The 21,809-nt window shown below is 69.0% G+C and carries 24 protein-coding genes, 1 tRNA gene and 2 pseudogenes; 19 read left to right on the top strand and 8 right to left on the bottom strand.

The window, feature by feature from the left end; genetic code table 11:
- The first annotated feature begins 233 nt into the window (after positions 1-233).
- Complete coding sequence (locus tag E6W39_RS24520; RefSeq protein WP_141635367.1) at positions 234-974, top strand: aquaporin; 741 nt, start codon at positions 234-236, stop codon at positions 972-974.
- Between the two features lie 15 nt (positions 975-989).
- Here the strand turns inward: E6W39_RS24520 and E6W39_RS24515 are convergent, their stop codons facing one another.
- Complete coding sequence (locus tag E6W39_RS24515; protein WP_181799435.1) at positions 990-2,552, bottom strand: MFS transporter; 1,563 nt, start codon at positions 2,550-2,552, stop codon at positions 990-992.
- A gap of 165 nt (positions 2,553-2,717) precedes the next feature.
- Between E6W39_RS24515 and E6W39_RS24510 the strand changes: the two genes are divergently transcribed.
- Positions 2,718-3,374, top strand: coding sequence for a TetR/AcrR family transcriptional regulator (locus E6W39_RS24510; protein ID WP_141635366.1), 657 nt, complete (start codon positions 2,718-2,720; stop codon positions 3,372-3,374).
- A 274-nt stretch (positions 3,375-3,648) separates the two neighbouring features.
- On the opposite strand, the gene E6W39_RS39675 is transcribed toward E6W39_RS24510, so the two are convergent.
- From E6W39_RS39675 to E6W39_RS44260, 5 genes and pseudogenes are all read right to left on the bottom strand, one after another.
- Positions 3,649-3,735, bottom strand: a tRNA-Thr gene (locus E6W39_RS39675).
- Between the two features lie 87 nt (positions 3,736-3,822).
- Entirely contained in the window at positions 3,823-4,332 is a 510-nt protein-coding gene (locus E6W39_RS24505; RefSeq protein ID WP_141635365.1) for a hypothetical protein, read from the bottom strand.
- An 89-nt stretch (positions 4,333-4,421) separates the two neighbouring features.
- A complete protein-coding gene (locus tag E6W39_RS24500) occupies positions 4,422-5,285 on the bottom strand; it encodes a class I SAM-dependent methyltransferase (RefSeq protein WP_141635364.1) in 864 nt (287 codons plus the stop codon).
- Positions 5,282-6,322 (bottom strand): XRE family transcriptional regulator, encoded by a 1,041-nt coding sequence (locus tag E6W39_RS24495; RefSeq protein ID WP_228718339.1) that lies wholly within the window; start codon positions 6,320-6,322, stop codon positions 5,282-5,284. Before E6W39_RS24495 ends, E6W39_RS24500 begins: the two co-directional genes overlap by 4 nt.
- 87 nt (positions 6,323-6,409) lie before the next feature.
- Positions 6,410-6,592 (bottom strand): annotated as a pseudogene (locus E6W39_RS44260) (helix-turn-helix transcriptional regulator); the annotation flags it as partial.
- 203 nt (positions 6,593-6,795) lie between these two features.
- Here E6W39_RS44260 and E6W39_RS24490 point away from each other — a divergent pair.
- From E6W39_RS24490 to E6W39_RS24475, 5 genes and pseudogenes are all read left to right on the top strand, one after another.
- Positions 6,796-7,290: an ATP-binding protein gene (locus tag E6W39_RS24490; RefSeq protein WP_181799434.1), complete on the top strand. Its 495-nt coding sequence runs from the start codon at positions 6,796-6,798 to the stop codon at positions 7,288-7,290.
- A gap of 178 nt (positions 7,291-7,468) precedes the next feature.
- Entirely contained in the window at positions 7,469-7,612 is a 144-nt protein-coding gene (locus tag E6W39_RS39670) for a hypothetical protein (RefSeq protein WP_181799433.1), read from the top strand.
- A gap of 13 nt (positions 7,613-7,625) precedes the next feature.
- A pseudogene (locus E6W39_RS24485) lies at positions 7,626-8,812 on the top strand (cupin domain-containing protein).
- Positions 8,809-9,705 carry an aldo/keto reductase gene (locus tag E6W39_RS24480; RefSeq protein ID WP_141635361.1) on the top strand — a complete coding sequence of 299 codons (897 nt, stop codon included), beginning with the start codon at positions 8,809-8,811 and terminating at the stop codon, positions 9,703-9,705. Before E6W39_RS24485 ends, E6W39_RS24480 begins: the two are co-directional and overlap by 4 nt.
- Positions 9,706-9,724: 19 nt before the next feature.
- A complete protein-coding gene (locus E6W39_RS24475) occupies positions 9,725-10,522 on the top strand; it encodes a phosphotransferase family protein (RefSeq protein WP_228718338.1) in 798 nt (265 codons plus the stop codon).
- A gap of 1,399 nt (positions 10,523-11,921) precedes the next feature.
- Here the strand turns inward: E6W39_RS24475 and E6W39_RS24465 are convergent.
- Positions 11,922-12,917: a tyrosine-type recombinase/integrase gene (locus E6W39_RS24465; RefSeq protein ID WP_228718337.1), complete on the bottom strand. Its 996-nt coding sequence runs from the start codon at positions 12,915-12,917 to the stop codon at positions 11,922-11,924.
- 639 nt (positions 12,918-13,556) lie between these two features.
- Positions 13,557-13,916, bottom strand: coding sequence for a helix-turn-helix transcriptional regulator (locus E6W39_RS24460; protein WP_220140258.1), 360 nt, complete (start codon positions 13,914-13,916; stop codon positions 13,557-13,559).
- Positions 13,917-14,422: 506 nt separating this feature from the next.
- Between E6W39_RS24460 and E6W39_RS24450 the strand changes: the two genes are divergently transcribed.
- From E6W39_RS24450 to E6W39_RS24395, 12 genes are all read left to right on the top strand, one after another.
- A complete protein-coding gene (locus E6W39_RS24450; protein ID WP_141635357.1) occupies positions 14,423-14,665 on the top strand; it encodes a terminase small subunit in 243 nt (80 codons plus the stop codon).
- A 181-nt stretch (positions 14,666-14,846) separates the two neighbouring features.
- Positions 14,847-15,104, top strand: a complete 258-nt coding sequence (locus E6W39_RS24445) for a hypothetical protein (protein ID WP_141635356.1) — start codon at positions 14,847-14,849, stop codon at positions 15,102-15,104.
- Complete coding sequence (locus E6W39_RS24440; protein ID WP_141635355.1) at positions 15,101-15,535, top strand: hypothetical protein; 435 nt, start codon at positions 15,101-15,103, stop codon at positions 15,533-15,535. Before E6W39_RS24445 ends, E6W39_RS24440 begins: the two co-directional genes overlap by 4 nt.
- Positions 15,532-16,152 (top strand): hypothetical protein, encoded by a 621-nt coding sequence (locus E6W39_RS24435; RefSeq protein ID WP_141635354.1) that lies wholly within the window; start codon positions 15,532-15,534, stop codon positions 16,150-16,152. Before E6W39_RS24440 ends, E6W39_RS24435 begins: the two co-directional genes overlap by 4 nt.
- 163 nt (positions 16,153-16,315) lie before the next feature.
- Positions 16,316-16,678 (top strand): hypothetical protein, encoded by a 363-nt coding sequence (locus E6W39_RS24430; RefSeq protein ID WP_141635353.1) that lies wholly within the window; start codon positions 16,316-16,318, stop codon positions 16,676-16,678.
- A 325-nt stretch (positions 16,679-17,003) separates the two neighbouring features.
- Positions 17,004-17,891, top strand: a complete 888-nt coding sequence (locus E6W39_RS24425) for a PD-(D/E)XK nuclease-like domain-containing protein (protein ID WP_228718336.1) — start codon at positions 17,004-17,006, stop codon at positions 17,889-17,891.
- Positions 17,888-18,745, top strand: a complete 858-nt coding sequence (locus E6W39_RS24420; protein WP_228718335.1) for a hypothetical protein — start codon at positions 17,888-17,890, stop codon at positions 18,743-18,745. The genes E6W39_RS24425 and E6W39_RS24420 overlap by 4 nt, the downstream gene beginning before the upstream one ends.
- Entirely contained in the window at positions 18,742-19,461 is a 720-nt protein-coding gene (locus tag E6W39_RS24415) for an exonuclease domain-containing protein (protein ID WP_141635352.1), read from the top strand. Before E6W39_RS24420 ends, E6W39_RS24415 begins: the two co-directional genes overlap by 4 nt.
- Positions 19,458-19,976, top strand: a complete 519-nt coding sequence (locus tag E6W39_RS24410) for a terminase gpP N-terminus-related DNA-binding protein (RefSeq protein ID WP_141635351.1) — start codon at positions 19,458-19,460, stop codon at positions 19,974-19,976. Before E6W39_RS24415 ends, E6W39_RS24410 begins: the two co-directional genes overlap by 4 nt.
- A complete protein-coding gene (locus E6W39_RS24405) occupies positions 19,973-20,185 on the top strand; it encodes a hypothetical protein (RefSeq protein WP_141635350.1) in 213 nt (70 codons plus the stop codon). Before E6W39_RS24410 ends, E6W39_RS24405 begins: the two co-directional genes overlap by 4 nt.
- 56 nt (positions 20,186-20,241) lie before the next feature.
- The gene (locus E6W39_RS24400) at positions 20,242-20,679 is read left to right on the top strand and encodes a hypothetical protein (protein ID WP_141635349.1); all 438 of its coding nucleotides are present in this window, start codon (positions 20,242-20,244) and stop codon (positions 20,677-20,679) included.
- 82 nt (positions 20,680-20,761) lie between these two features.
- Positions 20,762-21,745: a hypothetical protein gene (locus tag E6W39_RS24395; RefSeq protein WP_141635348.1), complete on the top strand. Its 984-nt coding sequence runs from the start codon at positions 20,762-20,764 to the stop codon at positions 21,743-21,745.
- Positions 21,746-21,809 lie beyond the last annotated feature (64 nt).

The raw sequence follows: 21,809 nt of genomic DNA, 5'->3' as shown, positions 1-21,809 counted from the left end.
GGCCCCCACGAGCGACCGCCCGGCCCGTCTCCGCAAACACCGTCAGGCCCGGCGCTGCGAGGGGGAGCGCCGGGCCTGAGCTGCCGTCAACCACGGAGCCGACGCCCGGCAGAGCAGTTGCCGACTACTCTGCGCCATGATCTAGTGACCTTGCGTATCCAAGTGGCTCTGGATCGAGCCCTGGACCTACGTCGCAGACCGCAGCGGTTGATGCCACCCGGGAGAGGGACACCATGATCCGAAAGCTGGCCGCGGAATTACTGGGAACAGGACTGCTCGTCTATGTCGGCGTCGGGGTGGCAACCCTGTCGTTCGGCTTCGGCACGGCTGGGGGCAGCTTCGCCGCCGGCGTGGTCGCCACCGCGCTCGCGTTCGGCCTCGTCCTACTGGCCCTGGCGTACGTCCTCGGGCCCGTCTCCGGCTGTCACATCAATCCAGCCGTCACCATCGGAGCCTTGTTCGCCGGCCGAATCCGGCCGCTCGAGGCGGCCTGCTACTGGGCCGCGCAGTTCATCGGCGGGATCCTCGGGGCACTGCTCCTTTGGGGCACGTTCGCCTGCTCGCCCCTCTACAGCCGCTCGACCACCGGCCTCGGGGCCGACGGCTGGGGTGCCGCCAGCCCCATTCACATCAACCTGGGCGGGGCCTTCCTGATCGAGGTGGTGCTGACCACTCTCTTCGTCTTCACTGTCCTCGGCGTGACGAGCAAGACCGCGAATGCCACGGCCGCAGGACTGACCATCGGGCTGGCGCTCTCCGTGTGCCACCTCATCGGGATCCCGGTGACCGGAACATCGGTGAACCCCGCCCGCAGCCTCGGCCCCGCCCTCATCCTCGGCGGTACGGCCCTGAACCAGGTGTGGCTCTTCATCGTCGCCCCCCTCGTGGGCGGCACCGTCGCGGCCGGCCTTCACCTACTGCTCTTCCCGAAGCCCGCCCCTTCGCCCGCCCAGCAAGCCTCAGCGACCGCGTGACGCCACGCCCCTGGGTCAGTGCGCGACCGCGCTCTCGTGGAGATCGCTGCGGCGCAGGGTCGTGAAGGCGATGGCCGACGCCAAGGCGGCGACCGCCGCGCAGATGGTCAGGACGTCGCTGAGCCCGTGGACGAACGCTGCGCGGGCCGCCTCCGCCACCGTTGCGCGCAGGGCGCCCGCGCCCTGCGCCACCTGCTCGCCCGCCCCTGCCGCCACCGCCTGCCGCGCGCCCGGAGGCAACCCCGGGACCGCCGCCGCGACCGCGTCGCCGACGCGGTGCTGGAAGAGCGCGCCGAATCCCGCGATGCCGATCGCGATGCCGACCTGCTGGAAGGTCTCGCCCATCCCGGCGGCCATGCCGGCCCGCGCGGGCTCGGCCACCCCGATCGAGACGGACGCGCGCGGCGGATTGAACATGCCCATCCCCGCGCCGGTCAGCAGCATGCTCGGCAGCATCGCGGTCCAGCCGCTGTGCACGTCGATCAGCCGGATCGCCAGCAGGCCGCCGGCCATCAGCGCCATCGCCGTGCCGACGAGCAGCCGGGGCGGTACGGCAACCGTCAGGCTGCCGGTCACCGCGGCGACGACGAACAGCACCAGCGTCAACGGCAGGAACCGCAGGCCCGCCTGCCAGGGCGTCGCGCCGAGCACGTTCTGGACGTAGGACACCTCCAGGAAGATCGACGCCATGCCGGCGGCGTTGCCCAGCAGCGTGGCCGCCGAGATCCCGTTGAAGGTGCGGTTGCGGAAGAGCGAGAGGTCGAGCATCCCGGCCCCGCCGAGACGGCGCTCGACCAGGACGAACACGGCGAGCAGCAGCGCCGATGCGGCGAAGAGGCCGAGGATGAGCGGGCTGGTCCAGCCTTCCGCCTCGCCGCGCAGGAACCCCAGCACCAGCGCGCCGAGGGCGACGGAGAAGAGGACCAGGCCGACCCAGTCGACGCCGTGGGTGCCGGGCTCGCGCGACTCGCGGATGCGCAACGCGCTCAGGACGATCGCGACCACGCCGATGGGGACGTTGACGAGGAAGATCCAGCGCCAGCCGATGCCGCTGGTCAGGGCCCCGCCGATGAGCGGGCCGAAGGCGATGGCCAGGCCGGAGACGCCCCCGAAGACGCCGAACGCCATCGCCCGGTCCTTGCCGCGGAACTCCTGGCCGAGCAGCGCCGGGCCGACGGCGAAGAGGACGGCCGCGCCAACGCCTTGGAGGCCGCGGGCGAGATTGAGGGCGAGCACGTCCGTCGACGCGCCGCAGAGCAGCGAGGCGGCGGTGAAGACGGCGAACCCGGTGATGAAGACCCGCTTGCGCCCGAGCCGGTCGGCGAGCGAGCCGCCGGTCAGCAGGAAGGCGGCAAGGGTGAGGGCGTACGCGTCGAGCACCCACTGGAGACCGGAGAAGTCGGCGTTGAGGGCGTTGCGCAGGTCGGGCAGGGCTACGTTCACGACGGTGAGGTCGAGCATGAGCATGAAGGTCGCGATCGAGACGATCGCGAGCGTCCAGGCCCGGCCGGGCGCGCGGGTCGCGGCCTCGGTTACCGGGTCGACGGGTACGACGACGGTGTCGACGGATGCGGACATGGCTGTCCCCCTGAGCGTGCGGTTGGCGAAACGGAAGGCGTGCGGAAGGCGGAAAACGGCAGGCCGGATCACGAGAGGAAAACGCGAGTCTTTGCTCGCGTTTCCTAGTCCTCCGAGATTACGAGTGATTGCTCGCATTCGTCAACGAGCCCTACCATCGGCTAGGTGACCGCCGAGACCACCCCCGCCAGCAAGCCGCCCGTGACCGAGGAACGCCCCAAGCGGCGCCAGGCGCGCGGGGAGCGCCGGATCGCGCAGCTGCTGGAGGCGGCGGGCCAGGTCTTCGCCGAGTCCGGGTACGCGGCCACCACGACGAACGCCATCGCCGCCCGCGCGGGCGTCTCCCCCGGCTCGCTGTACCAGTACTTCCCGAACAAGGACGCGATCGCCGCCGCCCTCGCCGAGTACTACGCCGACAACCTCGACGCGCTGCTCGCACCGTTCGCCATCGTGGATCCGACCTCCGTCACGCTGGAACAGGCGCTCGGCGCCTCCCTGGAACCGATCGTCGCGTTCCACCGCAAGAACCCGGCCTGCCTGGTCCTCTTCATCGGCGGAAACGCCCCCGGCCACGTGATGGACCTTCAGGCACCACTGATGGCCAGGACGCACGCACGCATCCAGGCACTGCTCACGCTCTACGCACCCGACCTGCCAGAGGCCCGCCTGCAACTCGGCGCCGCCGTCACACTCGCCGCGTACAAGGGCGTGCTCCCGCTCCTGGTGGAGGCGGAGGAGGAACAGGTTCCGGCGCTGAGGGACCAGCTGAAGAGCCTGCTGCTCGGCTACTTCGACCGACTGCTCGCCGGCGACCCCGACTGACTGGACGCCCGACGCAGCCGAGTTCGCCCCAACCAACTCCCCACAGCAAGAACGGAGTTCATACCCAGCAAACACCTGAGCCCGCGCCGCCCACGCGAGCAACGGCTCAGCAACTGCCGTACCCCAAGCCACCGATCACGCGAAGCCGGGTGACATCAGGCCGCGCCCCGCCTCGCTGGGCGCTGATGTCAGTTCGAGATGCCAGCAGGGCCCGGACCGATCTCGATCCGGGCCCTGCTGCGTTTCCAAGGCCCCGACCTGGGCCAGGACACTGAGCCCCCTGTCGGGTTCGAACCGACGACCCCCGCTTTACAAGACGAACCCGGATCATGACGGGGCGTGATACCTGATGCCGCGTGGCGCTAAACCTGCAGGGGTCAGCGCCACGCGGCAGGCCCCGTGATCCACCCCTGGACAACTCCTGCCATCCCGTCCGCTCACGCATCGCTCACGCAGCCTCCTCGGCAGGCAACCCAGAGACCTCTTCGGCAACACCAGCCTCTTCCCCCTCAGGGTCTTGCTGGTCGGATCCCTGACCTGCATCTGGAATTTCCCTATTGGTAGTCATTCCCAGAATAGAGATGAGCATCAACACACTTACCGAACCCGGAAAGACGGAATACCAGACAAATCCACCCCTATTGATAAAATAGGCCCACCATCCGAAGCCTGCGGAAATTACAGCAGCAGCGACTACAGAGCCCTTCGGAATTGGCTTCTTTGGCACACCCAGCGGCTGGCCAGTAAGTTTAGCCACATCCAGAGCGATCCTGCCATACAGCCACACGGCCACCGGCGTGTGCTCATTAAGGATCGTATTCTTCTGCAACTCTTCAGCAAGTGCGAGATTCTCGCGAATCTCATTGCGAAGCCTCTTCCGTCGGCTAGCCACACCAACAAGGGCTGCAATCGGCGTTGCCACCGCAGTCACAGCCTTGGCCACGGATTCAAAGTCCACGAACACACCATTCCGGGATCCAGCTCAAATACATAATCAAAATACCTTAAGTTTCACTCACGTTTTGCGCTTATGCGGTGACAACCCCATCACCGTCGAGTCAAACTCTGCTTTGTACTGCTACCGGATCGGCAATCACGCTCGAGAGGCGAGCATCCCCCAAGGCATGTGATCTTAAATGAGCCCTCATCTGCAATGACGGCAGCAACAATCTCAGCCGCTCGGCCGATGGTTTCATGGAAAGGCACCCCACACTGCTCGGCCCACGCCTCGTAGGAAGCGAGGTGAGCAACGACCGGTCCTGGGTCTGTGACCTCGATGATGCCAGGAAGTTCACGCACTCGGATGTCCTTGAACATCACCGCGAGGTAGCCGGGGGCTTTCTCTAGAGAGAAGCGCGAGCTGAGGGAGACGCGCGCCGGTCCATCGGTGATTCCCAGAACATCGCCTGCGGCCCTCATCCAGAGCTGCTCGAGTTCCCGCTTGTCGCTGTCACTATTAGTCGAGGCGATGAGCATGCCGCCGGGCCGAAGAACCCGGGCCAACTCCTGAATCGTGGCCTCGATATCTCCCACGTGGTACAGCATGTGCAGTGCCAGCACCGCGTCCGCGCTGTCGTCGGCGAATGGCAGAGCCTGGGCGTCGGCTACCAGAACCGGCTTCTCAACCTCGGCGAGGATGCCAGCTGAGATGTCCATCCCGACGACCTGAAGGTCTGGACGGTCCTTGTGTAGGCGGCTGACGAACCTACCGTTGCCGCAGCCAATGTCGAGCACAGTCCCCCTGGTGCTGGCCAGTTCCTCCAGGACGATCCCCGGCAGGTCGTACTGCGGCTGCTGCCACCGGTAGATGGACTGGCGGGCGGCCAGGTGGCGGCCGTCGGCGTAGGCGCTGTTCGCCAGGATCGTCCGGTCGGCGACTGCGGCGTCCTGCTGTGCGGTGTTGCTCGTCACTGGGGCAGCTCCGGAGGGTTCGTGAGTGCGGGTCGAGCACAGGCTTCTCTGACATTCTCACGGAGACTCAGGACGATCGGGGAGCCTGCGTAGGCGGGCTCGGCGAGACGAATACTCAGTGCGCGAAGACGGCTGGAGATGCTCGCCGTTCGCCGGCCCGGGGCGGCAGCCAACACCACCGCGAGCTTCTCCTGCACGCCGTCGAGGTCGCCCTGTGCGAGATGGGCGTTGACGAGATCAAGGTGGGCGGCCAGTAGGTCACCGGAGGACTGCTCCTGCTGCGGTGCGGACTCATACATGGCGATGGCCCTGGAAGACGCCTCGATGGCGCGGTTCACGTGAGCTTGGCTGGCCAGGGCGAGGAGGGCGGTACCGGCGTAGGCGTACTGCTTTGCCTCTGGGAACGTGAACACGCCGGGGAGATCGACGGCGGCCACAGTGCCCCGTGCTGCCTCGCCCGCCTCTACCGCTCGGAGCGCGCTCGCGCTGTCGCCCAGTGCCGCAGTGGCCCGTGCCTCGAGGCTGAGTAGGCGGGCTGCGATCGTCCCGCCATCTGCGTACGGCAGCCCGGCTCTGGCCAACTTGGCCGCCTGGCGGTGGTCCTGCTGCCAGTAGGCGATCAGTGACTGGACAGATCGGATCCAGGCCCGAAGGCCGTTGTGGCCGGCTGACTCCGCACAGCGCCAGGCCGTTCGCGAATGCGTAGCGGCAGCTGTGTACTGACCGAGGTCGAGTGCAACATGCGTGGCCAGGCCACAGAGGCGTCCGGCCTGTAGGTAGAGATGACTTGTCTGGTAGGGGTGTTGGCGGCCGTGAAGGAGGTCGAACACCCCTCGCCGGAGAGTCCCAATGTCGTGGAAGACCTCGGATACGGGCTTGCTGACGTAGTCCTCTGCCAGCCTGGCGATGTCCGCATCGATCTGCTCCAGCAGTGTGTCATCCACGTTGGAAGCGCTCGCGAAGCGGAGGAAGATCGCGGACTCCGCTGAGTCGGCCGCCACTGCCGCCACGAGACCATGGCTGTGGTCAGCGCGCATGGGAGGCACGGGAGCCAAGGCATCGTCATGACCAGCCAGAGGTGAAACCGCTTCGGCGCCTCCGGAGGGCGCCAGCAGGTCCGCCAACTGGTCGACCGAGAGCCGCAGGGCCCGGGCGAGCCTCGGCCGCATCCAGGGCTGCGGCGTACCTCTACCGCTCTCCCAGCGCCCCACTGTCGAACGGTCCACCTGGAGGGCCTCAGCCAGGGATTCCTGGGTGTGGCCGACGGCTTCCCTGCGCTGGACCAGCCGGGACCTCCTGGATGCCATCCCGAGTCCTCCAGTGGTACGTCAGTTCGCTTGTAGCCGCAACAGGCCAGGTCATGGCCGGGTTTGCAGCACGGATCCCCCAATGCCGCATCAATTCTGCTCTGGTTCACCGGCTTTGGAAGCGGTTCTGTAGATCCCTGTCGGGTGAATCCCGACACGAATCGGCCCGATGCCGACCTCGTTCGCGTGAAAGGTCCGCGCTCATGTCCGTCGCCACCCACCAACCCACCGCGCCCACCCCGTTCGGCTTCCGCGTACTGCCCAGTGCCGAGGCCGTCCCGGCCGCCCGGTGCCGGGTGATACGGACCGTCCGCGACTGGGACGTGCCGCTGACGGAGGACGCGCTCCGGGACGTCGAGTTGCTCTCCAGCGAGCTGATCACCAACGCCGTGTCCTACACGGACGCCCCGTGCGTCGTGTGCGTGTCCTGGAACGGTGGGCGGCTGCGCGTCGAGGTGGTGGACAGCAGCCACGAGCTGCCGGCTCCCGGCGAGGGCGACCTTGACGCCACCAATGGGCGGGGGCTGTTCCTGGTGGCGGCACTCGCGACGGACTGGGGCGCGGAGCCGGACCCCGCCGGCAAGCGGGTCTGGTTCGAGGTCGGCGCCAGCGCCGCCGTGTCGGGGGACGAACGACTCACCGCGCTGGTGCGGGCCGCTGCCCCGAGCACCCAGGAAGTCGTGCCGACCGACGTCTGACGAGACTTCCTCCCACCCACCTCGGGCGGGAGGGATGCAGGTGGCCGCATTGCCAACAGCGCTGCGGCGTAAGCACCTGAGGTTCCCCGCCACGGCTTGCCTGGGCACCGGGAGCCATCGCAGCACCCAAGACGGGACCGGGCAGCCAGCCCACCCCATGAACCCGAAGGAGTACTTCATGCCCGAGAACCTGACGACCACCGCCACCGAGCTGGAGGGCGACGGCCTGCTGGTCGCCCGTGCGAAGGTCACCGCGGCCCGCTCGCGCGGCGAGCAGCCGTCCGACGGCGGCTCCACCGGCCGCACCGACACCAACGACTGACGGCTACCTCACCATGACCGCCGAGCGCTTCTCGGTGGTTGAGCGTCTGGGCGGGGATGACTTCCTCGCCCAGACGCTCGGCCTCAGCTTCAAGGTCGCACGCGGTGAAGCCGCGTCACTCGCCGGACTGATGAGCTGGGATGACCTCAACGCCATCCTGACCCACCACCGGTTCGAACCCCGCGCCTCCGCCTGGCCGCCAACGGCGAGCAGGTGCCCGCGCACACGTACTCCCAGCCGATCGTCACCCGCCGAAGCACCGTCTGGCACCGCCTCCAGCCGTCCGAGCTGCACAAGCGCCTCACCGAGGGCGCCACGCTGGTCCTGGACGCCGTCGATGAACTCCACCCCGGCATCAGCGCCATGGCTGGCCAGCTGGAACGCTGGCTGCGGACCGGCGTGCAGGCCAACCTGTACGCCTCCTGGACCGGTACCGAGGGCTTCGGCATCCACTGGGACGACCACGACGTGGTCGTCGTCCAGCTCGACGGCGCGAAGCGCTGGCGGATCTACCGGCCCACCCGCACGGCACCGATGCACCGCGACGTCGAGACGCCCGAACCACCGCCCGAGGAGCCCGTCGCCGATCTGGTCCTCACCGCAGGCGACGTGCTCTACCTGCCCCGGGGGTGGTGGCACGCCGTCGCGGCCTCCGAGGGCGAGCACTCGCTGCACGTCACGTGCGGGCTGCAGAGCACGACGGGCGCTGACCTGATCACCTGGCTGTCGGAGAAGCTGCGAGCCCACGAGGCTGTCCGGGCAGACATCCCGCGCTTCGGGGCCACCGAGGAGCAGCGCGTCTTCCTCGACGCAATTGGCAAGCTCCTCACGGCCGAGCTCGGCGACAACGACCTGATCGCCCGCTTCTGCGCGGCTCGCGACGCCACCGAGCGCGCCCGGCTCGCGCCCTCGCTGCCCCACATCACGGCGGCCCCACCGGACCCCAACCTGCAAGTGCGCCTGATCACCACGCGGTCCGCGCTCGCGGCCGCGCCCGATGGCACCGTCAGGCTGACGGCCGGCGGGGAAGAGTGGACTTTCGCTGCGAGGGCCGAGCCGATGCTCGTGCTCCTCGCCGACGGGGAACCCCACCGGCTGGCCGATCTCGCACAGGCCGCAGGCGTCACCCTCGCGCAGGCGGCCGGTGTCGTGACCGAGCTGGTCGACGGCCAGGCCGCTGCCATCGGACACCCACGATGACCGCCGCGCTGGGCCTGGGCACCTACCGCTGCCCTGACGTGACTGGGGCCGCGCTGATGGCCGCGTCGCGCGGAGCGGACTGGGTGGACACCGCGCCCAACTACGAACATGGCCAGGCAGAGACGTCCCTCGCCGAAGTGCTGGCCGCTCATCCGGGGCTGCGCGTCTCCACGAAGGTGGGCTTCGTCCCGGTCAACGCCAAAGACCTCGCCCTGCGGGCTGGCGTCCTGACCGCAGGGGACGCCGATCGCGGGCACTGCCTGGCCCCGGACTACATCGCCTGGCAGCTCGACCGCAGCAAGCGCCTGCTCGGCCGCGTGCCCGACGTGGTGTTCCTCCACAACCCCGAACACGGCTGCGGGAAGAACGAGATCTCCTCACGGCTGCACGCCGCCTTCGTGGCTCTGGAAGAGGCGTGCAGCCAGCAGCTCATCAGCGCCTACGGAGTGGCAACCTGGCGGGGCATCAGCAGCGGCCTCTTCGACGTGCCGATGCTGCTCGAACTCGCGGCCAAGGCTGGCGGCCCGAACCACCACCTTCGGGCGGTCCAACTGCCGATCTCGCTCGTCCACCTGGCACCCGTCGCTCAGGCACTCAACGGACACGGACCACTCGCCGATGCGGCGGCAGCTGGGCTGGAGGTGTTCGCCTCCGCTCCTCTCCACGGCGGCGAGATCCCCGGCATGGTGACCCCGGAACTGTCCGAGCTGATCAACCCCGGCTGGTCTGCTGCCGAGGTAGCCCTCGCCGTAGTCGCATCAACCCCAGGGGTGAAGCGCGTGCTCCTGTCGACCGGAAGCCCGGAACACTGGACGCAGGCAGCCGAGGCTGTCGGCCGACCACCGCTGTCTCCGGACCTACTCCGAAGGGTCGTTGATGTACTCGGAACCTGAGCCGAACACCGCCGAGCGGATGCGCGAAGCACACAGCACAGCGGCGACGGTGCTCGGCGTGACCCCGAACGGCTCCCACGAGTCGTGGGGCTGGCGCGGACGAACCCTCAGCCGCCCGGTCACCACGACGTCCGGCGAAGGCTGGCTCCGTCTGGTGTCCGCCCCGGCCGAGAAAGCCGGCGGCAAGCTTTGGGAGGGACCACAGGAGGCGGAGCGACTCGTGCCTCCTGCGGTCCCCCGACCACGGCTGAGGGGCCGGCAAACCTGGACCGAACGCGAACACGGTTACCTGGCCGAGCTGTACGACAGGGTCACCGTTCCCACCATCGCCACCCACGAGCCGACCCTCCGGAAAGCGCCTGACCTGAACGACGCCTGGTGGGATGAACTCAGCACCGCCCTCGACGCCATCGCCACCGTCCCCAGCGACCGAGTGGCGGTCCGCCAGGAGTACCTGGACCGCGCCATGCCGCAGTACCTCGGCATCCCGATCGACACCAAGGTGCCCGCCTGGACGACCGCCCACGGCGACCTGCACTGGGCCAACCTCACGGGCCCGACCCTCACAGTCCTCGACTGGGAAGGCTGGGGCGCCGCACCCGCCGGTTACGACGCAGCACTGCTGTTCTCCTACAGTCTCCTTGTCCCGGATACCGCCGCAGAAATCCGGCGGCGACTCGGGCACATCCTCGACACGCCGGCGGGGAGGTTCGCGGAGCTCGTGGTCATCACCGAACTGCTACAGACCACCACCCGAGGCGACAACCTCGAGCTCGAGGGGCCTCTGCGGGGAAGGCTCTCTGAGATGACCGGCTGACTGGCCCTCGGCTCTGCCGTCGAGGGCAGCGCGTCGAGTAACCCTCGGGGGGGATCCAACGCGATAGCTTGCTTCGCCAAGGTCGCAGCAACGGCCACGATTGTAGGCCCTCAGGCTCAGCCGACCGGCCGCTTCGACGCGTCCTGGCCTGGCCAGGCAGCCCGAAAACTCCTGGCAGTTTGTCCGCCTGGCCCGGAGAATCCGATCGCTTGCCGACATACATGGCTTCATGGAGTGCCGGGCCACCTACGGAACGCTCGACGAAGACGACGCGCACTGGAATGCGGCGATAGACCTCGACCTGAAACGAGCAGGCTCATGGGGCTCCCGGCGGGGATCCCAGCGGGTGGCTGTGTGCCCTCGCCCAGCCAGCAGCCGGGCAGGTCGCGCGAAGGCCGTAGGACAATCGTGCGCGACAACTGGCTCCGCCCAGCGAACGAGTCGGGGGTATGGACTCCGTGCCTCACAACTTTCTTCGCGAGGCACGCTGATCAGATCATCCCAGGTGCCATGCGGTGGGCACTGCTCAGCCTCGGACGACGACCCATCTCGTCGGCAAATACATCAGCCGTTGCCAGTCAGGGACTTCACGACTCCGATGGTCGACGACAGAAGTGCAACGATCGCCCCCAAGCTCGCAAGGCTCGTAGTGGCATTGGGGAAGAGGTCCGCCGAAATCTCTCGCCATCGGCGTCGCAGGACGAGCCCCTTCAGCCTCTGCCACTGATGCTGCCTGATATGACAACCACGAAGAACGCCGTTGCCGTTATTGCGGCATGTCGCAACGTCGCCGCGGTTCAGGGCACCGCACGGGACTGGCGCCTGGAAGAGAAACCAGAGGAAGCTCAGAGCGGACAAGGCTGTGATTCCGAGAGGCCCAAAGTCAGCTGTAAACCATCCGGTCATAGCAACAACGAAGGCAATCAGACCCCAGTAGCGCCAAAGGCCGTTCGTTCTCTTCTTATTAGCCATAGCGGCGTGCGGTATCGACGCGTGGGGAGGCGCAGGGAGAGCGCACAGGTGCACAGGACAGCCGTGGGTAAGGCCGTCCGCAAGGAGCTGGGGCAGAACGACCCGCCGGACGCTTCTGGCACGCCAGTGGCACGATCGGACTGACCGCCGGAACCGCTCGAACAACAGCGAAGGGCCAGCCCAACCGGATCACTCCGGTGAGTTGGCCCTTCGGGCGCCGGTCGCATTGCTTCCTACGCGAGCCCCCTGTCGGGTTCGAACCGACGACCCCCGCTTTACAAGAACAGGAAAGCGATTGGCCGAGGTCTGGAGAGAATGAGAGGGGGTCAGAGTGCCTGACCCGATGCGCTGACCCACTCTCAGTTCTGTGGATGAGAGAGACTGAGAGAGGATCAGCGATCGGGGGTTGTGGAATCGTTGTGGACTCTCAGGACACGGCCCTGAGTGTGGGCTGACCAGCAGCAACCAGAGCAGCTCGGACGGACTCGACGACCTCCGGGCCGGCGTGCGTGTAGAGCCACGTCACCTTCGACCCGCGATCATGGCCCATGATCACCTGAACGTCCTTCTCCGGCACGCCGGCATCCTTCAGTCGCGACGCGAACCGGTGCCGGTAGTCGTGGATCCTGGGCCACCACTCCGTGCGCCCCGTCTCCGGGTTGACCACCTTCCGCGCGACCCCGGCGTCCTGGATCGCCTGCACCCAGACCCGCCGGAAGTTGTGCCGGCTGAGCACGCCGCGGCGCGGGCCGACGAACAGCAGCTCTTCCGGATGCAGCTCGCCATCCTCGATGTCGGACTGCGTCGCCTTGGGCTTCCACCGCTCGATCATCACCTGGGCCGCCGCCACAGCCACCGGCGTGAGCGGCACCGTACGGAACCCCGCATTGGTCTTCGGAGCCGGCTGACGGAACAGTTGGCTGTCATCCTCGGAGAGGATCTCCTTGACGCTCGCGGTTGCCCCCTTCAGATCGACGTTGCACAGCCGCAGCCCGGTGTACTCGCCCCACCTCATGCCGGTCTCGTCAGCGAAGTCGAGCAGCGGCCGGTAGTACTCCGGCAGGTGAGCCCGGATCAGCGCGCACTGCTCGTCGCTCGGGGGTGCCAGCTCATCAGCATGCTTCGCCGCAGGCGCCTCCAGCTCGATACCGAAGGTCGGATTCGTTGTGATCCGCTTATCGAGGATCGCGGCCTGGAACATCTTCCGCATCAGCTCCAGCACCTTCTTGCGGGTGTGGTAGCCCTTCACCTCGTTCTGCAGCCAGCCGTCCAGGTCAATGAACCCGACGGCGGCCAGCGGCCACTCAGCCCACTTCGGCTTCACGTGGACCGACCAGAGGGACTCCTTGCGTCCCCGGGTGGTAGGCCGGCCCTTCTTCGTCTGGGTCGGCCACCACTTCGCGTACCAGTCTCCGATCTTCATCTGGCCGCGCTTCGGGTCCAGGTAGGTGCCCTGACGGACCGTTGTGCGGACCTGGTCGAGGAAGGCGTCCGCATCGCCCTTCTTGGTGAAGTTCTTCGCCTTCTGCTTGCCGTCCGGCCCGCGGTATCGGGCTTGCCAGGATCCGATGCAGTCTCGACGCTTCTTCCGCTCGCCGGGGTACTCGTCCAGGCAGGCGGCACATCCGCAGCTCTTGCTTCTGAGCTGGCGGGGGTTGTTCAGTGCCCTACGAGGCAACGCAGGCCCCTTCGCTCGTGTGTCTCTGGGCAGGCACCCGGTAGGCCTCCACGGGTGCCCCGCACCAACACACTGCCTCATCGTCGGGCTGCGGGATGCCGAGTTCGGCCAACACGGCCCGAACGGCAATAAGTTCGCTGACGCAGGAGAGGCCGGCGGGATGGTGATGACGCGGAGTTGGGCGTTCCAGGGTGGGCGGGAGTAGGGCTGCGGTGGACCAGGATGCACATGCGTCCCCCTCGGGGCATGGGTGGCCATCAGTGCCCGCTGGGGGAGGACGGTGCAGCGGAGTCTGGGCACACGAACATACCGCCGCCTCGCCGGTTGCGCGAGCGCCTAAGCTGATCTACGCGCGAGGCGCCACGAAATCGTGGCATATGCCAGTTACATCTGATGGTCGTCGGCGGCGAGAGCCGCGAGCTGCCGTTCCACGATGCGCTGCTCGTCGGCGGTCAGGCGACGATACAGCGCCAGGATCCGTTCCTCGGCGTCGGGGGCGAGCGGGCCGGGCACGCGGCGATTCGCGGCGGCGAACACGCGCTCGCGGGGCTCGCTGAGGGCGTCGGCGAGCTTGTCGCAAGACTTCCGGGAGGGCATGCGGGCACCGTTCACCCAGGTGTTGACGGCGGCAACGGACACGCCGGCCCGGCGCGCGATCTCGGTCTGGGTGAGTTCGGGACGTGCGTCCTGGACCCGCCGGATCAGCTGCGGGAGCGTTTCGGTGCCCTCGTGGAGCTCGTCCATAGCGCAAGCATGCCAAACGGTCTTCTACGTTTACAAGCGGACTGTAGAAGGCTGGCGCAAACTCGCCCACACTAGGACGCTTGTTCGATTAACCGCAAGCCTCGAATGACACTCGGGAATCCTCTCCACTACTCCCTTGACCATGCTTCTACATCTACTGTAGAAATGTGGATGTCAGCGGCAAGCAGCGCAGCTGACGCCCCTATCCACGAGGTCCTGCATGTCCCGCCTGCACCGCAAGAGGAACGGCCAGCCCCTCCGTGACGCCATGAAGGCCGGCGGATGGTCGATACCCAAGCTCGCCGAGGCCACCAAGACGGTGGATCCCCTCGGGCGCGGTGTGAGTCGGTCGGCTGTCGGAGTACTCGTCACCCAGGGGTCGTCAGCGCGGAAGCGATGCCGCATCCGTACCGCATGGCTGATTGCCGACGCACTCGGCCAGCCGCTCCAGGACCTGTTCGACATGCCTGGAGCTTCTACTTCTACAGAAGAAAGGTCAATAGCCGATGACCGTCAGCACGCTGCCGGCCCCGCTGCTTAAGCAGGCCGAGCTGGAGACCTACTACGGCGTCTCCGATTGGACCGTCAACAAGTGGGTCCGCGACGGGTGCCCCGTCACGCGACTCCGCGGCGGTGGCCGCCGGTTCGACCTCGACGAGGTCAAGGCGTGGCACGCCGAAGAGGCGCCCGCCGACCAGAAGGCGAGGGCCGCGCGGGCCCGGGACGCGCTGGCCCGCCGCACCGCCTGATCCACCCCAGACCTGTGGGTGGGCCGCCCCGGAATTCCAGCCCAGGGGCGACCCGAGCCCACCTCGCCCAGACAGAACAACGAAGGAGGCAGGCCCTCATGGAGCCTACCGAGATCATCATCCCTCCGGCACCGCACCCCTGCGTGCCGCCGCCGGGCCGCTCACCGCGGCGCTCAACCTGGTGCGCCTGTACCCGCAGCTGCCGGCCACGATCGTGGAGGCACGGAACGGTGTGCTGGCGGTGTTCCTCCACGACGCGGACGCGGACACGTTCGACGCGTGGGTGCGTGAGCTGGGCCTGGAGGAGTGGCCCCCGAGCGAGTACGAGTACCGCGGCGAGACGCACTGGAAGCTGAAGGCGGTCGGGCGGTACGCCGAGGTGCAGGTCGAGGTGTCGGCGTACCCGGCCCCGCAGCGTGGGTCGGCGGTGGCGGCGTGAGCGCCCGGGAGCCAATCAGCGAGGAGCGGCTGGCCGCGCTCCGGGAGATGCAGCTCGACACGATCCTGCCGCAGGCGGCGCGCTGGAACCCGAACACCCGCCGGCAGGCCGAGCACTGGCTGAACCTGATGGCGCCGGTGATCCGCGAGCTGCTGGACGAGATCGACGAGCTCGACGCGGACCTGGACGACGCGGAGGGCGAGCTGGACGGGGCGCTCGCCGAGCTGAAGCGGCTGGCCCCGTCGGAGGCGGAGCCGGAGCGCGAGCCGGTGATCAGCGCGGTGCGACGCGAGCGCTACGACGATCGCCGGTGGCGGGTGCGGTGGCGCGAGGACGGGAAGGGGCGCTCTCGCCTGTTCGACACCGCGGCCGCTGCGCGCGGCGCCTACGAGGATCTGCGGTGCCAGCAGCGCCGGGGCGGTGCCCGATGAGCGCCTGGGAGCCGCTGAGCGCGGCCGAGCTGGAGCAGCAGGCGGATGTGCCGACGCTGCTGGCGGAGGTCGGCCGGCTGGCGGTCGAGCTGGCGGAGGCCCGGGACGCTCTGGGTGTGCCGCCGGAGCAGATCACGGACCGCGCTGAGGTGATCGTGCGGAGCGCGTTGACCCATGCGGGGATGCCGGCCGAGATCGTGCAGGCGCTCGCGCTGGCCGGGCTGCTGCGGACCGAGGTCCGGCCGGGACGGCAGCCGGCGGCGGGCGAGGTGGAGCAGCTGCGTGCCGAACTCGCTGACACTCGGGCTCTGCTGGCGAAGACCGTCGACAACATGCAGGCGCTCGTCGGAGACGGCGAGTTGACGGTGTGGCGGGCCGAGCACGACGGCATCCGGCTCGGCCGGTACCTCGACCTCGAGGAGGCCCAGGCGCACGCCGAGGACTCGTACCGGGAGCTGGTTGGCCCGGCGCCCACCCTCCGCTGGTACCCGGAGGAGCCCGAAGACGACTCCGTGCTGCGGCTGTACGCCCAGCACGAGGGTGACGAGGTCGAGACCGCGTACCGCGTGGTCCCCGTGATCGTGCTGACCGAGTACACCCCGGACGGTGAGTCATGACGGGTCTCCAGACCGGGCTGACGCTCGCCGCGATGTGGCTGCCGCCGTCCGCCGTGTTGCTCGGCTCGGGGCTGGCGAAGTGGCGGCACGACTGCCAGCGCCGTGCCGCCCGCCGGCGCGTCCGTCCCCTCCGGTACATCCCCCAGCAGAGGAAGGCCCTGCGATGAAGCTGCTGTCCCTGATCCGCCGTCCCGCCACCGCGCCGTGGCCCGGCAACCTCCGCACGCTCGCGGACGACCTGCGCGAAGCGCTGGACCACAACGCCGAGCTGGCCGCGCAGTTGACGGCCGCCCGGCAGCGGGCCGACGTGGCGGACGCCCGCGCGGCCGCCGACCGGCTGGAGCGCCAGGCGGCCGGGCAGCGTGAGTCCCAGGTGCGCGCCGAGCTGGCCAAGTTGACCGCCGACCTGGCTGGCCTGCGCATCGCGAACGCTGGCCTGCAGAAGCAGCTGCACGACGCCATGGGCTACGACGACGCCGCCCAGTACGCCATCGCGACCGGCACCGGCCAGCCCCGCAAGGCCTGACCCTCGACTTCGGCCGGGCGCCCACCGCGCCCGGCCCACCAGGAGACACCGATGACCATCACCGAGCCGCTGGGGGCCAGCACCCCGGCCGCCGGGCCGCACCAACGCCGCCTGGCCTTCCGCCAGTACCTCCTCGACACCATCCGCCGCGAGCAGGGCGAGTGGACCGTGGGCCGCGCGAAGCCGGTCTTCCGCCGCTTCTGGCAGTCGCACAGCCACCGCGCGACTATCCGCCGCCACCTGGAACGGCTCGTCGCTGAGGGCCACCTCAACCGACACGGCGACGGCACCCCGCGCCGCTACTACACGCTGAACCTGGGGCCGAGTGACCGCCATCATGCCGGAGGCCCCGGCCGCCGGGCCCATCATCACCGAGCCCGGCATCTACGAGATGACCAACGAGCAGTACCACGCCGACCCGGTCCCGGGCGGCTCCCTCTCCTCCACCGGCGCCCGTCGGCTGCTCGCTCCGGGCTGCCCGGCCCTGTTCCGGCATGAGCAGCTGCACGGCCAGAAGCCGCGCAAGGTGTTCGACCTCGGCACGGCCGCCCACGGGCTCGTACTCGGCACCGGGCCGGAGCTGGTCCGTATCGACGCGGACGAGTGGCGCACGGCCAAGGTGAAGGCCGAGGTTGCCGCGGCCCGCGAGCGCGGGGCGATTCCGCTGAAGCCAGCCGAGTTCGAGCAGGTCCACCGGATGGCAGCGGCGATCCGCCAACACCCGGTCGCCAGCGCGCTGTTCTCCGAGGACAGCGGTCGACCGGAACAGTCGCTGTTCTGGGTAGACCAGGCCACCGGCGTGTGGCGGCGTGCGCGTCTGGACTGGTTGCCGACGCTGGGCCACGGTCGGCTGATCATCCCGGACTACAAGAGCTGCGTCTCGGCGGCCCCGGAGTCGATCGCCAAGTCGGTGCTCAACTACGGCTACCACCAGCAGGATCCGTGGTACGTGGACGCGGTCCGGGCGCTGGGCCTCGGCGACGACTCGACGACCTTCGTCTTCGTGTTCCAGGAGAAGACGCCTCCGTACCTGGTCAACGTGGTGCAGCTCGACCAGGCGACGCGCCGCATCGGCCGGCAGCGCAACCGCAAGGCCCTCTCGATCTACCGGGAGTGCCTCGCCTCCGACCACTGGCCCGGTTACTCGGACCAGGTCGAGATCGTCTCCCTGCCCGCGTGGGCCCAGGACCGTCAGATGCAGGAGATCCAGTGAACTACCCTGCCGAGCAGTACATGCCGGCCACTCCCGCCCCGGGCCGTGTCGGCCAGGGCACTGCAGTGGAGCAGTCCCGCGCTGTCGCCGAAGTTCAGGCCGCGGTCATGGTTGCCCGCCAGTTCCCCCGGGTCGAGGCGTACTCGATCAGCCGGATGAGCGAGGCGTGCAAGCAGCCGGCCCTCGCGAAGCGCGCGTTCTACAGCTTCCCCAAGGGCAGTTCGACGGTGGCCGGCGAGACGATCCACCTGGCGAAGGAGCTGGCTCGTTGCTGGGGCAACATCCAGTACGGCCTCGTGGAGTTGCGGCGCGACGACGAGTTCGAGCAGTCCGAGATGCAGGCGTGGGCGTGGGACATGGAGTCCAACGAGCGCGTCTCCACCACGTTCATCGTGCCGCACGCCCGGTGGGCGAACGGCAAGGCGCAGAAACTCGCCGACTTCCGCGACATCTACGAGAACAACAGCAACAACGGGTCCCGCCGCCTCCGGGAGATGATCTTCTCGGTGCTGCCTGTCTGGTACATCGAGCAGGCCAAGGACCTGTGCACCGCCACGCTCAAGCATGGCGGCGGCGTTCCCCTTCCGCAGCGCATCGCCCAGGCCACCAGCGCCTACCAGGCTCGCGGCATCACCACCGAGCAGCTGGAGGACAACCGCGGCCGGAAGGTTGCCAACTGGACCGACATGGACCTCGCGCAGCTGGAGATCCTCTACCAGTCGCTCCAGCGGGGCGAGGTCACCCCGGATGAGGCGTTCCCCGAGCAGCGGGTGACCGCCGCCGAGATCACCCGCGCCGTTCCCGCTCAGCCCGGTCAGGGCAGCGCCGCGAACCAGCAGGGTGGTGCCGAGTGAGCTGGCACACCGGCCGCATGGCCGCGTTCGACACCGAAACCACTGGCCTGGACGTGGAGTCCGACCGGATCATCACCGCGGCGCTGGTAGAGGTTGGCGGCGGCCAGCGGGCCGTCACCCGGGCGTGGATGGCCAACCCCAGCATCCCGATCCCGCGCGCCGCCACCAAGGTGCACGGCATCACCAACGCGCAGGCCCGCGGTGCCCGCCCGGCCGCCGCGGTGGTCGCCGAGATCGCGGCCGCCATCGTTGCCCAGGCCCGGGCCGGCGTGCCGCTGGTGGTGATGAACGCGCCGTACGATCTGACGCTCCTGGACCGGGAGTTGGCCCGGCACGGCCTGCCGTCGCTCGCTCAGCAGCTCGGCGACACCGATCTGCACGTCATCGATCCGCTGGTGATCGACCGCCAGGCCGACCGCTGGCGCAAGGGCTCCCGCAACCTGGAGTCCCTCGCCAAGCACTACGGGGTAGAGGTCGGCCGGGCGCACACCGCCAACGCGGACGCTCTCGCCGCCGCCCGCATCGTCGGCGAGATCGCCCGCCGCTACCCGAACATCCAGGACTGGACCGTCGAGCACCTGCACTGGATGCAGGCCGAGTGGGCGGCCGGGCAGGCCTTCGACCGGCAGCAGTACCGGCGCCGCACCGACCCGTCCGCCGTGGTGAACGGCGAGTGGCCGATGATCCCCCGCCCGCGTACCGGTGGTGCGTCATGACGGCCCTGACGGCCGCCGAACGCGGTGAACTCGCCGAGCGGCTGCTGCCGGTGGCGGCGAAGTTGGCGTGCGTCGTGCGCGGTGACGGCGACCACCACGACGTCGCCCACCACACCGAGCACCTCGACCGGACCGAGCTGATCGCGCTGATCGTCGTGTTGGCCGGCCTGGTCGACCCGGACCAGCGCGTGACGGACGCCCTCAGCTACCTCACGTGGGATGAGCACGGCCGTCCGGCGCCCGCCACCAAATCGGGGCCGACCACGATCCGCAACCTCGCTGGCCGGGTCGGCGGCCCGATGGAGTTGGGCGCCGACATGGTCAGCACGTCCGAGCGGATCCAGCGTGCCCGGCACCTGTACCTCCATGACGGGCTGACCGTGACCGAGGTGGCCCGCGCGATCGGGGCAGGACCCAAGACCGTCGCTCGGTGGCGGGACCTCGGCGGCTGGCAGCAGGCGCCAACAATCGGCGAAGCCGACTCGCGGCCCAGCCGCAGGAGGCCCGCCGCATGAGCACTGACGACGTCTCGATGGTAGCCATCGACGGCCGCGACGCCCTGTTCTTCCTGATCGTGCGTCCGGGGCCCAGCAGCAACGTCCTGTTGGAGCACGGCGGCAGCGGCCTCAGCAAGCCGCAGGCCGCCTACATCCTGCGGCAGGTCGCGGACCGCCTGGACGCCGAGAGTGCCGCGGAGACCGCCCCGCAGCCGCCGGCCCACTGACCAACTGTTCTGCCGCCCGGGCCATCCCCGGGCGGCCCCAGCCCCTGGAGCCCACCATGCGCACCACCATCAGCGCCCACGCGCTGACCACGATGCTCGACCACACCGAACCGCACGTCCATGGCCGTCCCGAGCTGGCCGCCATCCGCCTGGAGGCGCTCGGTAGCCACCTGTACGCCGTTGCCGTCGACGAATGCACGATGGCGGTCGATCGGGCCGACTCCGTCAACGAGGGCCGCTGGCACGCACACCTGAGCCACGCGGACATCCCGCTCGTCCGCACCTGGCTCGGCCGCGTCGACTCGCAGGCAGATGTGCGCCTCGGCGCCGCCCCGTCCGGCGCCGGCACCTCCATAACGCTGCGCTGCGGCCACGCGATGCTCCGCGTCGTCAACTCCATCCCCGAGCAGGGTATCCCGGCCTGGCATGAGCTGGCCGCCGGTCCGCTCGCCGAAGTAGACGCCGCGCCGGTGCTGCTCTTCAGGCCCGTCTGAACCACCCTGTACGGCCCGTGGCGGGGCTGGCCGCGATCCCCCCGCCACGGGCGCCCAACCCCCAACGTAGGAGCACCTCCCGATGACGTGGTTCGCGGTGGACGACAGTGCGTACGCCCACCCCAAGATGCTGAAGGCCGGCAACGCCGCCATCGGCCTCTGGGTGCGCTGCGGCGCGTACTGCTCGGCACATCTGACCGACGGCATCGTGCCCGGGGCCATCGCCAGCATGTACGGCACCCCGCCACAGGTCCAGAAGCTGATCACGGTCGGTCTGTGGCACGAGAGTGGCCACGCCTGCCCGCGTTGCCCGCAACCTCCGCACGGCGACTACGTGATGCACGACTACCTCGCCGGGGCGAACTTCTCCAGGAAGCAGGTACTGGACCGCCGTTCGAAGGCTGCCGCGAAGAAGCGCAACCAGCGCGCCGAGGCGGAAAACCGAGCGCGAATCGACCCCGAATCGCACGCGAATCGCAGCCGAAACGAAGACGAATCGAGCTCGATTCACAGGCCCGATTCTGACGAACACGCAGGTCAGATGTCTGTGTCCCGGGGGGACTCCGATGGGACTCACGCGCGCGCGTTCCCCTCCCCTCCCCTCCCCACTAGTGGTACTGAGAGAGAAGAAGGTGACCGTCCCCGCGCGCAGGCGCCCGAGGCGCTCTCTCTGATCCCTGAGACCTGGCAGCCGAACAGCGAGACCATCGCGTCCGCCCAGTCGGCACGCACCGCGGCTGGCCGCCCGGTCCTCACCGGCAGCCAGCTCGCCGAGGTCACTCGCAAGTTCGTCCGCCGCATGCGCGCCGACCGCTGGCAGACCACGCCCGAGGCCGCCGCGGTCCGCTGGATCGAGTGGGCTGAGCGTGAACGGCCGACCGACACCCAGCAGCCCCCGCTGCTGCTCGGCCTGCCCGGCGGCCAGACCGGACCCGCATGGCCCCACGAACAGGCCCAGCGGCGCACCGAACCCCGCGACGACACCTGGACGCCGCCGACCTTCGCCGAGCGCATGGCACAGATCGACGCCCAGATTGCTGCAGACCACACCCGAGAAACCGGCTGACGGGCCGCCAGCCGCCCGGAGACCGGCCCCGCGTCCGAACGCGCGCGCGACCCGCCCACAGCCC

Origin of the sequence: Kitasatospora acidiphila (assembly GCF_006636205.1) — a bacterium.
In the GTDB taxonomy this organism is placed as follows: Bacteria; Actinomycetota; Actinomycetes; order Streptomycetales; family Streptomycetaceae; genus Kitasatospora; species Kitasatospora acidiphila.
Note: the sequence above shows the minus strand (reverse complement) of the source record. Positions and strands in the feature narration are given on the sequence as shown.

What these genes read in the sequence shown, in the direction of transcription:
- E6W39_RS24400 (WP_141635349.1), top strand. Translation starts at nt 20,242, where the DNA reads ATGCGCACCACCATCAGCGCCCACGCGCTGACCACGATGCTCGACCAC.
- E6W39_RS24465 (WP_228718337.1), bottom strand. Translation starts at nt 12,917, where the DNA reads ATGAAGATCGGAGACTGGTACGCGAAGTGGTGGCCGACCCAGACGAAG.
- E6W39_RS24430 (WP_141635353.1), top strand. Translation starts at nt 16,316, where the DNA reads ATGAAGCTGCTGTCCCTGATCCGCCGTCCCGCCACCGCGCCGTGGCCC.
- E6W39_RS24480 (WP_141635361.1), top strand. Translation starts at nt 8,809, where the DNA reads ATGACCGCCGCGCTGGGCCTGGGCACCTACCGCTGCCCTGACGTGACT.
- E6W39_RS24520 (WP_141635367.1), top strand. Translation starts at nt 234, where the DNA reads ATGATCCGAAAGCTGGCCGCGGAATTACTGGGAACAGGACTGCTCGTC.
- E6W39_RS24495 (WP_228718339.1), bottom strand. Translation starts at nt 6,322, where the DNA reads ATGCGCGCTGACCACAGCCATGGTCTCGTGGCGGCAGTGGCGGCCGAC.
- E6W39_RS39670 (WP_181799433.1), top strand. Translation starts at nt 7,469, where the DNA reads ATGCCCGAGAACCTGACGACCACCGCCACCGAGCTGGAGGGCGACGGC.
- E6W39_RS24450 (WP_141635357.1), top strand. Translation starts at nt 14,423, where the DNA reads ATGACCGTCAGCACGCTGCCGGCCCCGCTGCTTAAGCAGGCCGAGCTG.
- E6W39_RS24405 (WP_141635350.1), top strand. Translation starts at nt 19,973, where the DNA reads ATGAGCACTGACGACGTCTCGATGGTAGCCATCGACGGCCGCGACGCC.
- E6W39_RS24410 (WP_141635351.1), top strand. Translation starts at nt 19,458, where the DNA reads ATGACGGCCCTGACGGCCGCCGAACGCGGTGAACTCGCCGAGCGGCTG.
- E6W39_RS24460 (WP_220140258.1), bottom strand. Translation starts at nt 13,916, where the DNA reads ATGGACGAGCTCCACGAGGGCACCGAAACGCTCCCGCAGCTGATCCGG.
- E6W39_RS24475 (WP_228718338.1), top strand. Translation starts at nt 9,725, where the DNA reads ATGCGCGAAGCACACAGCACAGCGGCGACGGTGCTCGGCGTGACCCCG.
- E6W39_RS24490 (WP_181799434.1), top strand. Translation starts at nt 6,796, where the DNA reads ATGTCCGTCGCCACCCACCAACCCACCGCGCCCACCCCGTTCGGCTTC.
- E6W39_RS24435 (WP_141635354.1), top strand. Translation starts at nt 15,532, where the DNA reads ATGAGCGCCTGGGAGCCGCTGAGCGCGGCCGAGCTGGAGCAGCAGGCG.
- E6W39_RS24515 (WP_181799435.1), bottom strand. Translation starts at nt 2,552, where the DNA reads ATGTCCGCATCCGTCGACACCGTCGTCGTACCCGTCGACCCGGTAACC.
- E6W39_RS24395 (WP_141635348.1), top strand. Translation starts at nt 20,762, where the DNA reads ATGACGTGGTTCGCGGTGGACGACAGTGCGTACGCCCACCCCAAGATG.